General features: G+C 39.8%; 9 protein-coding genes and 1 pseudogene. 4 read left to right on the top strand and 6 right to left on the bottom strand.

The features are described from left to right. Nucleotides 1–236: 236 nt before the first annotated feature. On the bottom strand, nt 237–1457 hold the full coding sequence (gene chlP, locus RMY27_RS28925; RefSeq protein WP_322668284.1) for a geranylgeranyl reductase: 1221 nt from the start codon (nt 1455–1457) through the stop codon (nt 237–239). A 994-nt stretch (nt 1458–2451) separates the two neighbouring features. Between chlP and RMY27_RS35645 the strand changes: the two are divergent. The 4 genes and pseudogenes from RMY27_RS35645 to RMY27_RS28940 form a co-directional block, all read left to right on the top strand. Beyond that, nucleotides 2452–2631, top strand: a pseudogene (locus tag RMY27_RS35645) (hypothetical protein); the annotation flags it as partial. 503 nt (nt 2632–3134) lie between these two features. Further along, nucleotides 3135–3848 carry a hypothetical protein gene (locus tag RMY27_RS28930; protein ID WP_322668285.1) on the top strand — a complete coding sequence of 238 codons (714 nt, stop codon included), beginning with the start codon at nt 3135–3137 and terminating at the stop codon, nt 3846–3848. A 33-nt stretch (nt 3849–3881) separates the two neighbouring features. Next, nucleotides 3882–5546 (top strand): tryptophan halogenase family protein, encoded by a 1665-nt coding sequence (locus tag RMY27_RS28935; RefSeq protein WP_322668286.1) that lies wholly within the window; start codon nt 3882–3884, stop codon nt 5544–5546. 121 nt (nt 5547–5667) lie between these two features. After that, the gene (locus RMY27_RS28940) at nt 5668–7215 is read left to right on the top strand and encodes an NAD(P)/FAD-dependent oxidoreductase (RefSeq protein WP_322668287.1); all 1548 of its coding nucleotides are present in this window, start codon (nt 5668–5670) and stop codon (nt 7213–7215) included. A 92-nt stretch (nt 7216–7307) separates the two neighbouring features. On the opposite strand, the gene RMY27_RS28945 is transcribed toward RMY27_RS28940, so the two are convergent. The 5 genes from RMY27_RS28945 to RMY27_RS28965 form a co-directional block, all read right to left on the bottom strand. Further along, entirely contained in the window at nt 7308–12926 is a 5619-nt protein-coding gene (locus tag RMY27_RS28945; RefSeq protein WP_322668288.1) for an AAA family ATPase, read from the bottom strand. A gap of 356 nt (nt 12927–13282) precedes the next feature. Beyond that, entirely contained in the window at nt 13283–14494 is a 1212-nt protein-coding gene (gene cbiE, locus RMY27_RS28950) for a precorrin-6y C5,15-methyltransferase (decarboxylating) subunit CbiE (protein ID WP_322668289.1), read from the bottom strand. Nucleotides 14495–14540: 46 nt separating this feature from the next. Further along, a complete protein-coding gene (locus tag RMY27_RS28955; RefSeq protein WP_094353017.1) occupies nt 14541–14945 on the bottom strand; it encodes a VOC family protein in 405 nt (134 codons plus the stop codon). Between the two features lie 18 nt (nt 14946–14963). Then, nucleotides 14964–15560: a tRNA-(ms[2]io[6]A)-hydroxylase gene (locus RMY27_RS28960; protein WP_322668290.1), complete on the bottom strand. Its 597-nt coding sequence runs from the start codon at nt 15558–15560 to the stop codon at nt 14964–14966. Nucleotides 15561–15614: 54 nt separating this feature from the next. Further along, nucleotides 15615–15785, bottom strand: a complete 171-nt coding sequence (locus RMY27_RS28965; protein WP_322668291.1) for a hypothetical protein — start codon at nt 15783–15785, stop codon at nt 15615–15617. Nucleotides 15786–15915 lie beyond the last annotated feature (130 nt).

A 15915-nucleotide genomic window follows, 5' to 3' on the forward strand; every position in this document is an offset into this window, starting at 1 on the left:
CCTTAAAAATAGAGGCTGAAACAACGCAAAATCATTCCTAGATTATTTTCATTGTTCCTTGTGAGTGCAGCTCATGGAGTCTCCTGCATAAATCAAAAATAACAACCCCACTCTCAACCCCTCTTTCACGATTGCGGGAAGGGGTTGAGGATGGGGTGTTAGGGACTTTTACAAGAGGTCTACTGTAACCGTATTGGGTAATTTTATTGGTTGCAATTTCAGTATTTTGCACTTACCTAAGGTGCAAGAGCATTACCCCGAATTAGACTACCAATAGTTTTGGCAGTAATCTTCAATTGGGTGATGGGATTAGCTGGGACAACCGTTTTATACAGATAGCTATCAAATGTTAGCCGTTGTACATCGAGGTCATCACACATTTCCACAAAGGCCTCGCGGGTAGCATCAGAACGATAGAACACGGTTTGCAGAATGTCCAACACCTTGTAGGTGAGTCCGTATCTTTTATCCCAACGCTTCAGGTAAACCTTCAGGTCGCCTTCTGTAGGAATACGGCTACCACTGTTAGATGCTTCTACAATGGTTTCGGCACACATCCGCCCAGACTTAGCGGCAAAATAAATACCTTCACCAGAAGACTTGGTAACGTAACCAGCAGCATCTCCCACCAAAGCGATGCGACCAACAACACGACGGGGACGGGGATGTTCAGGAATGGGGTGGGCTTCAACTTTGATGATTTTACCGCCTGCTAGCTTCTCGGAAGCACGAGCGCGGATACCAGCTTGTAACTGTTTGATGCTGGCTTTATTGATCTGCATCGTACCAGTACCGACAGCTACGTGGTCATATTTGGGGAAAACCCAAGCGTAGAAATCGGTAGAAACGTCATCACCGACATACATTTCGGCGAGGTCGTTATAGTAGGCCATTTTATCTTCGGGTAAGCGAATTCGCTCTTGGAAAGCGATCGCATAATTGTAATCCCCAGCGTCCATTTCCTTAGCAACGCGGGAATTAGCCCCATCTGCCCCAATAATTAGATCCACTTTCAGAGTTTTGGCAATACCCTGTGATATCCCATCTGTATGGTCAACGTAATGAATGGTATAGGGATCGGTATTGTTTCCTGGTATATCAAGTTTATGAACAGTGGCATTAATTAAATTTGCGCCTAGTTTTGCCGCGCGATCGCGCAAAAAGCCATCCAGCACTTCCCGGCGGCACATTCCTATATATTCATCTTCATTTATCAAATTGATATCAACCTCGCGATTGGAAGGCGAAATCATTTTCATCTTCCGTACCCGGCGATCGATAATCTCTGGTGGTAAGTCAAATTCACTCACCATACAGAGGGGAATTGCACCCCCACAAGGCTTTGCATTGTCTAGCTTCCGCTCAAACAGGTAGGTTTCAATCCCAGAGGCTGCCAGTGTTTCTGCGGCAGATGAACCAGCAGGGCCTGACCCAATAACAGCAACCCGTAGTGTCAAAGGTCTTTCTCCCAATCTTCACATTTACCGAGAGCATACTACCACGGTCTTTCGGGTGATTTGGCGCTTTTCCTCCAGGTTTCTGCTTAAATGCAATATTCCTTAATGTTTCGATACGAAAAGCGAGATGGGGGATGGATGGCATTTATCAGTGGGAATCATAATAACTCATTTAGCTTGAAGCGTAAGTTTTACCCCACCCTAACCCTCCCCTTGGAAAGCAGGGCTGTTTCATTCCCCAAAGAGCTTTAAAAATCAAGGGTTCTAGCAATTAAAAATTAGTTATTTTGTTACTAGCGTGCCGATGAAACCAACTATTTTACTGATATTTCAGTGCTTAAATATTCATCTCTTCGTCACGCTTACTTACAATTTTCTTGCTAACCATCTTGACAAATCCTGTTTGAAATGGAATGAATCAGCCCTGCCTTGGAAAGGGGAGGGAATTAGATTTCTTTTTTCCCCCCTTTCCAAGCTACGGTGTACACACAAGTCTGAAATAGCTGATTAACCAGGGTTTTACCCCACCCTAACCCTCCCCTTGTAAAGGCAGGGCTGTTTCATTCCCCAAAGAGCTTTAAAAATCAAGGGTTCTAGCAATTAAAAATTAGTTATTTTGTTACTAGCGTGCCGATGAAACCAACTATTTTACTGATATTTCAGTGCTTAAATATTCATCTCTTCGTCACGCTTACTTACAATTTTCTTGCTAACCATCTTGACAAATCCTGTTTGAAATGGAATGAAACAGCCCTGCTTTACAAGGGGGGACTAAGGGGGGTAATTCGACTTGTGTGTACACCGTAGCTTTTTGCAAGGGCGGATTGAGGGGGGTAATTCGACTTGTGTGTACACCGTAGCCGCAAGCGGGGAGGGGATTAAGGGGAGCCAGTGCGGTCTTGGGGTCTCCCCAAGTGGAGCATCTGGCGTGTGGGGTGCAATGACTATGGAAATCATAACTAATTATGCGAACATGATATGAGAGAGAGAAGGCGATCGCATTATCGCCTACGCCGGCCACTTCAAACCAGGAGTTTATCCCCTCTATTACTTAGTCCGTTCTGTGACTCCTGGTACATTTTCTTGGTCTGGTGCCCAAGTACATTTGCGATATACACCAGAAGAATTTGAGCGCACTGCTGAGTCTATACTAACACTTGAGGGTGGTAAGTAATTATTAATACTATCTTTATCTACAACAAGTCTAAAAATCTTTCCAAGTATATACTCAAGTTTTAGCTAGGGTAGAAGGTCTAACTAGCCGATTTGGTTTTTGAAACGCTCAATAAGACCCTTTATTAACAAGCGTACTTAAGTAAAGACTACGTTTATTACATAGATATGTTGAAGTTAAAGTAAAAATCAATAACAGTAAATTACCTGGTTACAATTTAGCGTTAGCCTCAATACGATATAACACAATACATCTAAAACCCTGATGTAGAGGTGAGATTTATCGTGTCTTTAAAGACCAATTATCTACACACTCTTAACTAAACCTGCAATATCACAAATTAGACATTATTTGCTATTCAAATAGTGGGTTTTGACCTAATGATTATCAAAAAAGCTTTGGGAATTGAACAACCAAAGCTTGAGCAGATTACCCTTCCCACAACAAAGTCGGAAAGTTACTTCTGCTTGAATATTAAACATTGAAAATCGGCACAATTAAAAATGCAACAAGTCCTAGCATTGATTGAACAAAAGAAGCAAGAATTTGCTCAATTACCCTTGTTTTATTTTATGCAAGATAAAAGTATAAATCCCAGACAAAGGCTAGCTTGGGCACCATGTGCTGCTCATTTTATTATGAATTTTGGTGAACTGAATAAGTATTTTTTGCGAGTAGAACCAACAACCGATCCAATTCAGACATTAATTAACAAACATACTTATGAAGATGATCATCATTGGCTGTGGTTTCTGGAAGATTTGAAGAACCTAGAATTTGACAAAACCTTGCAATTTAGTGATGCATTAAAATTTCTTTGGAGTGAAGAAACTCAGAATGCTCGCTGGTTGAGTTATCAACTCTATCGATATACTTTGCAAGCTACTCCTATTCAAAAAATAATAGTTATTGAAGTTACCGAAGCAACGGGCAATATAATGTTTTCTGTAGCAGCAGAGATTGGCCAAGAAATTAAAGCAATTACCCAAAAACCATGCCGATATTTTGCAGATTTCCATTTGGATGTTGAAACTGGTCACATGACAGGTTCATCTGGAATAGATCGATGGTTACAAGACATTCAACTATCAGAAGCATCCCAACAAGAAGCTTTTGAACTGGTTGAAAACTTATTTACAGTTTTCACTCAATTTACAAATGGTCTTTTAGTATATGCCAAAAACCATGAAATTGAGCAACTATTGAAAGCTGCATAAATTAACGAGCAAACTGGAAGGAGAAATTTTACTATGTCACAGCATGTACAAAATGTTGTAATTGTTGGTGGTGGTTCAGCGGGTTGGATGACGGCAGCTTATTTGAGCAAAGCCTTGAAAAAAAATGTTCAGATTACCTTGGTAGAGTCTTCTAATATTACAAAAATTGGAGTTGGCGAAGCAACTTTTAGTAGCATCAAGTCATTTTTTGATTTTCTGGGATTACAAGAGTATGAATGGATGCCAAAATGCAATGCTACTTATAAAATGGGGATTAAATTTGTTGATTGGAATTCCGATCGAAGACACTTTTACCACCCTTTTGAAAGATTTGATTTTATTGATGGATTCAGTATCTCTGAATGGTGGTTAAAACTTAAGAGTGCCAATGAGGCATTTGATTATTCCTGCTTCATGGCACCGACGCTGTGCGATCATCAAAGGTCTCCGAGATATCTTAACGGCAAAATCTTTGATGATAGAGTAGAACATTTATTCTCAGAGAAACATTTTTCTGAAAAAAATCTTATAACACTTGCTGATGCTGAAGGTCAGTATCCTTACGCCTACCATTTTGATGCAAATCTAATTGCTAGATTCTTAAAAGACTATTCAATACAGAGGGGCGTGAAACAAATTGTTGATGATGTGGTAGATGTAAATTTAACTGAGGATGGAAGCATAGACAGTCTCAACACTAACGAGCATGGCATTATCAGTGGAGACCTTTTCATTGACTGTACTGGTTTCCGTGGTCTTTTGATTAACAAAGCTCTTGGTGAGCCATTCATTTCTTATTCAGAGTCGCTACTGTGCGATCGCGCGATCGCCATACAGATACCAAGCGATATTCAGAAAAATGGCATCAACCCTTACACAACTGCAACTGCTCTCTCATCAGGTTGGGTCTGGAATATACCTTTGTATGGTAGAGATGGTACAGGTTATGTTTATTCCAGCGCCTTCATCTCTGCGGAGGAAGCAGAACAAGAATTTCGCCAGCATTTAGGAAATGTCGCTGATAATTGCAAAGCCTCTCATATCCAGATGAGGATTGGACGTAACAGAAACTCATGGGTGAAAAACTGTGTAGCAATAGGGCTTTCCAGTGGCTTTGTTGAACCATTGGAATCTACTGGGATATTTTTTATTCAGCATGGAATCGAAGAGCTAGTCAATCACTTTCCAGGCAAGTCGTTCAATGAAGAGTTGATCCGCAACTATAATAGAGCGATCGCTAACTGTCTAGATGGTGTTCGGGACTTTTTGGTACTCCATTACCGTGCCAGCGATCGAGCAGATACAAAGTTTTGGCAAGCAACTAAGCAAGAAATTAAAGTTCCTGCACAACTGCAAGAAAAGTTAAAGTTGTGGAGAAGCAGATTACCAAATAAAAAGAATATCAATCCATATTTTCATGGCTTCGAGACATATTCTTACTCGGTAATGTTACTTGGACTCAATCATAAGCCAGAAGGCAGTTTACCTCTGCTGGAGCATCTTGACGACGAGAAGGCGCTAGCTAAATTTAAGGCAATTAAGGAAAAAGCCAATTACCTAAGCACAAATCTGCCCTCTCAATATGAATACTTAACTTATGTAATTAAGTCTCAAGAACAGTCAGAATATCTCAGTGACAATCATTTAGCTACTTCATTAGTTAGCGATAGCGGATATCAAATTCCTGTGCCAATTTAATATAGGACTTACACAAACAATAAATAGTCAAAACTTTGATTTTTAGGTAGGGGCAATTCATGAATTGCCCCTACTGCGTGTATTTTTGCGTAAGTCCGATCATAATTGAGGAGAACCCAAGATGACAGCGAAACAAATATGTGTGATTGGGGCAGGAGTGAGCGGATTAGTCTCAGCCAAGACATTTCTTGAGGAAGGTTACGAAGTTACATTGTTCGAGAAACGGCAGGGGCTTGGTGGGGTATGGGAAAGATCGAGAACTTACCCAGGACTGTCGATCCAAAATCCCAGAGACACCTATGCTTTCTCAGACTATCCTATGCCTGCGTCTTATCCAGAATGGCCTTCAGGAGAGCAAATATACGCTTACCTTGAATCCTATGCCCAACACTTTGGTGTAGCAGAAAAAATTCAGTTCGGTGCGAAAGTAACTAAAGTGGAGCGCAAATCAGGAAATGCTCCTGGATGGATTGTTAGTGTTAGCTTTCAAAAAGATGGTAAGGAGATTAAAAAACAAAATTACGAGTTCGACTTTGTGATTGTGTGCAATGGTCTTTGTGATATTCCCTACATTCCTAACTTGCCGGGGATGGAAGAGTTCATTGCCGCTGGAGGTAAGGTAATACATACTAACAACTTTAATGACGGCTCTGTAATAGAGGGCAAGCGAGTGGTTGTTGTCGGTTTTGGCAAATCAGCCACCGATTTAGCGAATCTCGCAGCTAGCAAGGCCAAGGAATGTACCCTTGTGTTCCGTCAAGCACTGTGGAAAGTTCCTAACTTTTTTCTTGGTCTGTTGAACATCAAGTATATTTTCCTGACTCGGTTTGCAGAAATTTGGATACCCTATCATAAACTTCAAGGATGGGAAAAGTGGCTGCATAGTTTTGGAAAGCCACTGGTGTGGGCGTTTTGGCGGCTAAATGAGACTATCCTGCGCTTACAGTTTCCCCTTGATGCTTGTGGGATGGTGCCCAAACAACCGATGAACAAATTGATCGGCTGTAGTATCGGCTTGGTACCTAAAGGCTTTTTTGAGCATGTACGCGCAGGCAAAATTCGTGCTGTGAAGACAAAGATCAACAAGTTTTTTGCTGGTGGCGTCGAATTGGATAATGGCGAGCAAATACAGACAGATGTTGTTGTCTTTGGCACAGGTTTTCTTCAGGATATCCCCTTTTTAGAAGAGAAGTACCACAGGCATGTATTTGATGAGGAAGGCACTTTCCATCTTTACCGCCATCTCATTCACCCTCATGTTCCACAGATGGGTTTTGTTGGTTATAACTATACTTTCTGTGCCCAGTTATCAGCAGAGATTGGTGCTAGGTGGTTATCAGAGTATGTCAAAGGAAATATACCCTTACCATCCCCGCAACAGATGTTAGAGGATGTAAAAGCAGAGTTGGAATGGAGGAAGAAAGATAGACCCTATGCTTTCGTCAGCGGAGCATGTTTAATTCCTTTTACATTCCATTATATTGATGAATTGCTTCAGGATATGGATCTCAACACCCGCCGTAAACCAGGAAGCCTGCTTGGAGAGTTGATAATGCCAGCAGATCCATCTGCCTACAAGAATCTCCGACAAGAATTACAAGCAAAACAACAGCCATCTCTTAATGATTCTGCGATCGCGGCAAGTGTAGAGGTAACAAGCGTTCCTTAATATCTCCATAATACGGTTCGATGAAGTTCTAAACCGAACCGTATTATAAAGAGTGCTGAATATTGTAAATTTTTCAGTATTAACGGCTTGTTTTACTGTTGCATTGGAATCTCAATCACAAACTCAGTTCCCTTTCCTGGAGTTGATTCACAGCTTAACTGACCTTTATGTTTGTCCACTACCACTTGATAACTAATTGACAACCCCAACCCCGTACCACTTCCTACTGCCTTAGTGGTAAAAAATGGATCAAATATTTTCTGCATCACCTGTGCAGTCATACCATAACCGTTATCAGCAATCCGAATCTTCAACGTGTTTGCTTCTCCTAGTTCAGTACGAATACGAATTTGAGGATTTTTGCTTGAAGAATCTTCTTTATTCTTGTAGTCCTCTAAAGCATCGATCGCATTACTTAAAATATTCATAAACACTTGGTTGAGTTGCCCAGCATAGCAAATAACATCCGGCAGTTGCGCATATTCTTTAAAGACTTGAATTTCTGGGCAATCGCTCTTTTCCTTGAGTCGGTGCTGCAAAATCATTAGAGTACTATCGATGCCTTCATGAATATTTACAGGCTTCATTTCCGATTCATCTAAACGAGAGAAGTTACGTAAGCTCAGAATAATATTTCGGATACGGGAACTTCCCACCTTCATCGAATCGAGAACTCTTGGAAGGTCTTCTCTCAAGAATTCTACATCCAATTCCTCAATTTTTTGCTCCACTATTGCTGAGGGATGAGGATATTGTTGCTGATAAATATTAATCAGATCTAGCAATTGTTGAACATAGTCACTTGCGTGAGTGATATTACCATGAATAAAATTGATCGGGTTATTAATTTCATGGGCAATTCCCGCCACCATTTGCCCTAATGAAGACATTTTTTCACTTTGAATTAATTTACTTTGGGTACTTTGTAATTCTTCTAGAGCTTCTTGTAGATGCTGATTTTTTTCATTAAGTTCTGCTGTTCTTACTACTACCCTTTCCTCTAGTATATGACTGTAGTCCTCCAATTGCTCATTCGCTTCAGTCAAATTATTGTAGAGAATGGCATTTTCTAAAGAAATTGCAGCTTGGATAGTTAGGAGCTTGAGAACTTCTAGGCGATCGCGTGTAAATGCTCCTGTTGTTAAATTATTTTCTAGATAAATCAGCCCCAGCAATTTACCTTGATTAAGCATTGGAATACATAATATGCTTTTTGGCTCCTCACGGTTAATATAATTATCTACGGCAAAATAAGCTTTGTCTTTAATGTCATCAATTACTAAGATTTCTTGGGTTCGTTTGACATAATTAATCAAAGAAATAGGAACAAGATCGGTAGACTCGAAAGGAATAGATAAAAACTCTGTATTAGTATCTCTAAAAGTGGAAGCAGAACTAATTGCCGCAATAGTTAAGTCTAAGTTATTAGCTTCGCTCAATATCAGCACACATTTAGAAGCTCCTGCATTCTCCATCACAACTTCCATTAAAGTAGAAAGGAGTGCTTCCAATTCAATCTCTCCAGATACTGCTTGAGAAGCTTTAATGACAGTTCCCAAATCTAACATATCTGAAATACTAGTATTGGAGCCAATGACAGTTTCATTCGTCACCAGAGTAGATTTATTACTAAGTGTAGATAGATGTAGGCCCAGTTCAGGTAAATTGTTGTCACTGTAAGAAGAGCTAAGTTCTTCTTGCTGAATTGTGGGAAGAAGTAATTGAGGATAGCGTTTTTGCAAGTCATAAACTTTAGCTAAAGCTCCCCAGCGGACATAGCAATAGTAAGCATCAGTGAGGTATAATTGGGCGATTTTTTGTTTACCCCATTTGAGATAAAACGTAGCTGCTAATTCACAAGCAAGAGCTTCTTCGTTAATGTACTCATTTTCTTTACTAAGGGAAATAGCGCATTCATAACTATCTATTGCTTCAAGATATTGACCAATAACTCGATGTCGTTCCGCCTCTACTAAATGAAATTTATGTAAGTAATTCATTGGTGCATGATGTGCCCAATGCGCTATTTTCTCCTGATTTGTTATAACTTTTTTGATAATTTTTTGTTGTTTATCTTCATCAACATCAGGGTAAAAAGCAAGCTGTACTAATGAATCATAAAAATAGAATTGAGCACTGATTATCATTCCTAGACCAGCAGATAAATACTGTTCTGCCTTCAGAGAATTTTCAAGTGCTTGGGAATAATCTGTAAACAGGTAACATAGTTGCATCTTACAAATAAACAAGGAAATAATTGCAACTCCATCATTAGCCGCTATATGAATTGGTAACATTGTTTTTTCATTATATGCGTCACCAATTAAACAGCAAGAATTTTTTGAAGAACCTAACAAATTCAATACCATCTGGCGATATATTTCATTCCAATGAAAAACTCGCTCTTGCTTGATTTGTTTTATAGCATTGCTATGTGTTGCCATTTCCCGCTCAAGAGGAACTAATTCCTTACCAATAAAATATGCATAATAGGAGTACGTATAAAGACAATAAGCCCCAAATTCTAAATCTCCTGTTTCCAAATTATTAGAGTAAACTTCTATTAGAGGTTTTAGTGTATTTTTAACATGCTCTTTCCAGGGTTTAATGAGTTGATTAAATGTTTGAATTACCTTCAACATAACTTCTTGAGTTTGAAATTTGGTCAACATACTTTCAGCCAGTTTGCCAAATCGATAGCCAGACTCAATATCTCCCACTACACTGCACAATATAATCCCATAAGCAACATACACGAATGCAGATAAAGATGCATTGCCATATTTAATCGATAAGTTGATCTGATTCAGAACTATTAATGGAAACAATGTGGGAACAACTGTGTAGGTAAAAGCAGTTATATTAGATAATATACGTATCACTACTAATGACCGAGAGTCCGTCATTTGGGGTAAATTAATTAAGTCTTCAATACTCCTACCGCTTAGATGCGATGCTGTTTCCGCTAATGCTATTTCAACATCAGACTGCTGAGGATTACAGGGAAAGTCTACCCCTAATAATTTTAAAAATGCTAGTGCAAGGTTAACAGCTTCTAATGCTTGACCCTGTGCGCCATAAGCCTGAATTTTTACTTCATAGACTTTCACTTTTTCTAAAAGTGTTTTAGCTCTTGCTAATACCACCTTTGCCAATTTCTCCATCTGCTCAAAATCACCAACTAAGTATGCTGCTTCTGTTGCTATTTCATACAAAGCTAGAGTTAGCTCATATTTCATCTCCCAACTATCATCTGCTAGTAGCTCAATTCCAGCAGTAAAATACTTAAGTGCCGATGAATAAGCTGTTGATACTAAAGCCTTACGTCCAGCTATTAGATTCATTTCAGCTAACTCATTACGTTTAGCTTGATGGGTGATAAATTCGGCTGCAATATTGAAATGATTGACAAGTTCAAAAATATTTTCTTCTCGTTCTGCAACTGGAGTATTTTTCAAGAGAAGCAGCCCAATTTTTAAGTGCATCTGCTTGATTTTGTCTTTGGGAATTAGAGAATAAGCTGCTTGCTGAACTCTATCATGTACGAATTTATATCTGGGAAGTTGGGAATTAGTTGCTGAGAAATTTTCTGAGTCTCTAGTTGAAAAACTTAATAGTTGTCTATCATTTTCTGGTGCAAAATTACAACCGTCTTTTTGAGGAATAATTAGTCCTTCAAGTAATGCTTGCCATAAGTCAGATGCAGTATCTATTACCGATTTTTCATTAACAAGTGACAATGTTTTTAAGTCAAACTCATTACCAATACAAGCAGATATTTTTAATACATTTTGTACATTTTGGGGTAACTTTTCTATTTGTATGCCCATAAACTCTACGACATCATCTGTAAGAGATAAAGTTTTAATTTTGTTAATATCATACTTCCAATACCCAGCATCAAAATCTAATTCAATTAATCCGTCATCATATAATAACTTGAGGAACTGAGATGCAAAGAAGGGGTTCCCTTTAGTTTTGAAAAATACCATTTGAGTTAGAGGGACAGCAATGGCTTCTGGACAGCGCAGTGTATCAGCAATTAAATGATTTAAATCAATCTGACTTAAAGGTAAGAGTTTAATTGTATTAATTACTCCTCCTGTATTGACAATTTCTTGTAGTGTTAAATGTAGCGGATGTAAATTTGAGACTTCATTATCTCTATATGCACCCATTAGTAGCAAACTACCTTTATTTTCAGATAGATTCTCTGTATCCTTAGCAAAGCCAGAAGAAGTTCCATCCATTAATAATTGAATGAACTTCAAGGAAGTCGTATCAGCCCATTGCAAATCATCTAGAAAGATGACCAGAGGATGATCTTTAGTAGAGAATACCTGGATAAATCTCTGGAACAATAAATTGAAGCGATTTTGAGCAGCGCTACCAGTAAGTTCAGCAGATGCAGGTTGTTTGCCAATAATTATTTCCAGTTCAGGAATTACATTAATGATTACTTGAGATTGCGTACTCAATGCCGATAAAATTTTGGTTTTCCACTGTTGAATTTGGGCATCTGTTTCGGAGAGTATTTGCTCAATTAAATCCCGCAAAGCTTGCACCAATCCTGACAACGGGATATCACGTTGGAATTGGTCAAATTTTCCTTTGATGAAGTAACTACGCTGTCTAGCAATAGGTTTTTGGACTTCATTCACCACAGCAGTTTTACCAATCCCTGAGTAACCAGAGACTAAAATCATTTCCGTGTTTCCCTTGGCCACTCGGTCAAAAGTAGTGAGTAGGATTTCAATCTCTCTTTGACGACCATAAAGTTTTTCAGGAATAGCAAAATGATTTGAGATATCCCGACTTTTTAATTCAAAGGCTGTAATATTTCCTTTCTCTTGCCATTGATTTTGACATCTCTCCAAGTCATACCTAAGTCCATGAGCACTCTGATATCGGTCTTCGGCATTTTTTGCCATCAGCTTGCTGATAATATCAGATAAAATTGTGGGAATATTGGAGTTAATATAGCTAGCTTTTGGCGGCTCTTTGGCAATATGAGAGTAGACTAACTCCATCGGTTCAGCGGTACTAAAGGGTAACTGTCCTGTTAGGAGTTCAAAGAAGGTGATACCCAAGGAATAAAAGTCGGTACGGTAGTCTATACCTCGATTCATGCGTCCTGTTTGTTCAGGGGAAATATAAGCTAGAGTTCCTTCTAGGACGTTGGGATTTGTGAGAAATTGAATTTCTTTTGGTAATAAAGTAGCAATACTAAAATCGATGATCCTGGTTTTACCTGTTATTGGATGAATCAAAATATTAGCAGGTTTAATATCTTTGTGAATAATGCGATGGTGATGTAGCTGTTCCAAAGTTGCACTAATTTCAATGGCAATATCGAAAAACTCACTCAATGAAACAGAATTTTTTCCTTTTTTATGCTCTTCTTGTTGCCAGAGATTAAGGGCAATACTCCCAAAATCTTCCATTACTATAATATATCTATTGTCATATTTCTCTAGGCTTATTGCTTTGACTATGCCTGGAATCTCAATATTTTTGGTAATGGCGTATTGATTATGAAACTGATTAATTTCAGCAAAACTAGGATTTTCATTACGCATCAATTTTAAAATAACTGATTGCTGATCTGCTTCTCTTATAGCTCGATAAACTAAGGTTTTTTTACCTGAATATAATTGCTTAATAATGCGATAGCCAAGTATGAGAAATAGTTCATTTGATTCTATTAACATTGCATCTAGTTATGATAATTTTCTTTCTCTGGTTTAGTATACCCAGGAGATAGTTCCTACTATCAGTGAGCAGGGCGATTTTGTGATGTGCTATGAATCAAGTGTGTTAATCACCAATTTACAGCAGATTTTAGGTATAGCAGATATTTATTTTGCTGTATGTAGAGCTAGAGAATATACTTACAATTCTTTATGCTCTTAGCAAAGTACATTTTACAAACTATACAGCGTATAACAAGGCAATAAGTTATGTAAGTTATAACAAAATTACCAAAGCGATGTCTGCGACAATACGTTCGCATAGCGTCTCCGACAGGAGAAGCGTCTACGCACTTGTAACTTTAACTATTCAATTTTTAAGACTTCACTACTACCCATTGCGTCACAGCTGCCATTGCTCGCCAACCTAAAAATTTACCAATAGGTTCCGCCCGCTGAATGGCAATACGAGTTAAATTGCCACCGACTCGTTCATACCATTGAAATAAAGTTTGCTCACCCTCTACCGTGACAACATTTGCTACTAAACGTCCACCTGGGCGCAGTGCTTCCCAGCAAATATCAAAAAGTCCCGTTGCTGTCACCCCACCACCAATAAAAATCGCATCTGGTACTGGCAAGTCTTTCAGGGTATGGGGCGCTTTACCTTCAATGATTTGCAGACTTGGAGTACCGAGAGTCGCGGCATTATCGGCAATACATAGTAGTCTAGAAGAATTTTGTTCGATCGCGATCGCTCGACACCGAGCATTACTCCGCATCCATTCAATTGAAATTGAGCCGCAACCCGCGCCCACATCCCACAATAATTCTCCTGGTGTCGGTGCTAAAGCTGCAAGGGTAATTGCCCTAACTTCACGCTTCGTTAACTGTCCATCGTGGTGGTAGGCGTTATCTGGTAATCCTGGTAATCTTGGTAATGGGATAACCCCAGCATCAGCAATACAATTAACTGCGATCGCATTCAACACTGCAACTTCAGTTTCACTCCAGGATGCAGCCGTACCTTCCACAATTCTTTCATGAGCGCCGCCCATACGCTCCAATACAGTGATTTTACTGCCACTATAGCCGCGATTTGTCAAAATTTGAGCAACGATCGCTGGTGTCTCTTTGCCCTCACTCAAAATCAACAGCCGCGCTCCCGGATAAATGTAAGACTGAAGTAGGGAGGATGGACGACCATTCAAACTCAAGGTTTCTACCTCAGTTAAAGACCATCCCACCCTGGCACAGGCGAGGCTGAAGGCTGAAGGTGCAGGGATAATCGTCATTTCAGAGATGGGAATTCGCCGCATCAAGGTGACACCAATGCCATAACACATCGGATCGCCGCTTGCGAGTACGCAGATTGACTGGCCGCGACGCTGGATGATTTCGTCTACAGAAGTGCTAATGGGAGATGTCCAAACTAGTTTCTCACGCTGATCGTCTGTAGGCAGCATTGCTAAATGGCGATCGCCTCCCACAATTACTTGAGCTTGCTCGACTAGAGAACGAGCGATCGCACTTAACCCTTGTAATCCATCTTCCCCAATACCAACAATAGAAAGCCATTTCTGTATCATGCTAATTCATGATTAATTACTTTATAACCTTGTTGGTAGCGAACTTTTAACTGATAATTCCGAGATTGTTGTAGATTTCGATCAGATTGCCATCAGGATCGCGCAAATGAGCTGTGCGGATTCCCCAGCTTGGGCGATCTTGTGGTTGAGTCACAACGAGCGCATTTTGATCCTTTACTTGCTCATAGACCTCATCCACGTTATCGACTGCCAAAATCAAGACAACTTTATCTCGATTGACAATGTATGAAGGCTGTTCAATTCTTGGGACTACTTCAGCCATTAATTCTTGTTTGAGTAAACCTAGCTTGAGATATCCAGTATTAAACTCAGCATATCCGCTATCTTCATCGCCCCAATCGACATCAAATTTCAGCAGATCCCGGTAGAACAGAAAAGAATCTTTATAATTGGAGACAAGCAGTCTCAGGTGTGTTAGCTGAAGCTTCATATCTATTGGGTTAGTCTACTAACTGTGAATTCTAGGTTCTGGGTGCAAAGTCGCCAGCAACTCGCTTTCGACAATTGCTAATTCATCAAGCCGTTGCATGACAATTTCTTTGTCGAAATAAGTAGCAGCTAAAACCCAATATATACCGTAGTGACGCGCTTCGGATGCCATTAGCCCACGATAAAATTTTGCTAACTCTGGCTCTGGACAGTGAGCAGCTAATAGTCCCAAGCGTTCGTGAGAGCGAGCTTCAATTAAACCAGTGACTAGTAAGGAATCTAGAAATCGCTCAGGTTCTTTGGGGCGTACTTGAGCTTTTAAACCCGCGCCGTAGGGAGGCGGTGGTAGGGGAGCTAGGGGAATATTCCGGCGTTCTAACCATTGGTTTACTAGTTCAAAGTGTTCTAGTTCTTCGCGAGCGATCGCAGTTAACTCCCGTACCATTTTAGTATTGGAAGGGTAGCGAAACATCATGTTCAAAGCCACGCCTGCTGCTTTGCGTTCGCAGTGGGAGTGGTCGAGTAAGATGATATCTAAATTAGCGATCGCTTGTTCTAACCAAGCAGAACTAGTAGGCTGTTTCAGGGCGTTGATAGTCGATAACTGAGTAAGCACAGAGTCACAAAACTCCAGAATTTAAATTTGGTTAAGTATCGTAGCAAATTGATTTTAACGGAATATCCTTTGAACAAAGTTCAATAACTGCTCGACGGTGAAGAGTTTAGCTAAAAAGCCTTGGATACCAATACCCGTATTTTGGACTAATGCCTCAGTCATAGCTAACCCACTCATGGCAATAATTTGCAGTCTTTTCCGATGATTGCCTTGATCGAGAAACACAAAAGTAAAACTTACCTCTGCTTCAGTAAAGCAACAAAAAGAGCAAGAGCAAAAAAGAAAAACCTACTGTAACTTCTCCTCTGCTCCCCTGCTCCCCTGCTCCCCTGCTCCCCTGCTCCCCTGCTCCCCT

This window comes from Nostoc sp. DedQUE09 (assembly GCF_034530915.1).
In the GTDB taxonomy this organism is placed as follows: Bacteria; Cyanobacteriota; Cyanobacteriia; order Cyanobacteriales; family Nostocaceae; genus Nostoc.

Coding starts and splice junctions, on each gene's coding strand:
- RMY27_RS28930 (WP_322668285.1), top strand. CDS start 3,135: ATGCAACAAGTCCTAGCATTGATTGAACAAAAGAAGCAAGAATTTGCT.
- RMY27_RS28935 (WP_322668286.1), top strand. CDS start 3,882: ATGTCACAGCATGTACAAAATGTTGTAATTGTTGGTGGTGGTTCAGCG.
- RMY27_RS28940 (WP_322668287.1), top strand. CDS start 5,668: ATGACAGCGAAACAAATATGTGTGATTGGGGCAGGAGTGAGCGGATTA.
- RMY27_RS28945 (WP_322668288.1), bottom strand. CDS start 12,926: ATGTTAATAGAATCAAATGAACTATTTCTCATACTTGGCTATCGCATT.
- cbiE (WP_322668289.1), bottom strand. CDS start 14,494: ATGATACAGAAATGGCTTTCTATTGTTGGTATTGGGGAAGATGGATTA.
- RMY27_RS28955 (WP_094353017.1), bottom strand. CDS start 14,945: ATGAAGCTTCAGCTAACACACCTGAGACTGCTTGTCTCCAATTATAAA.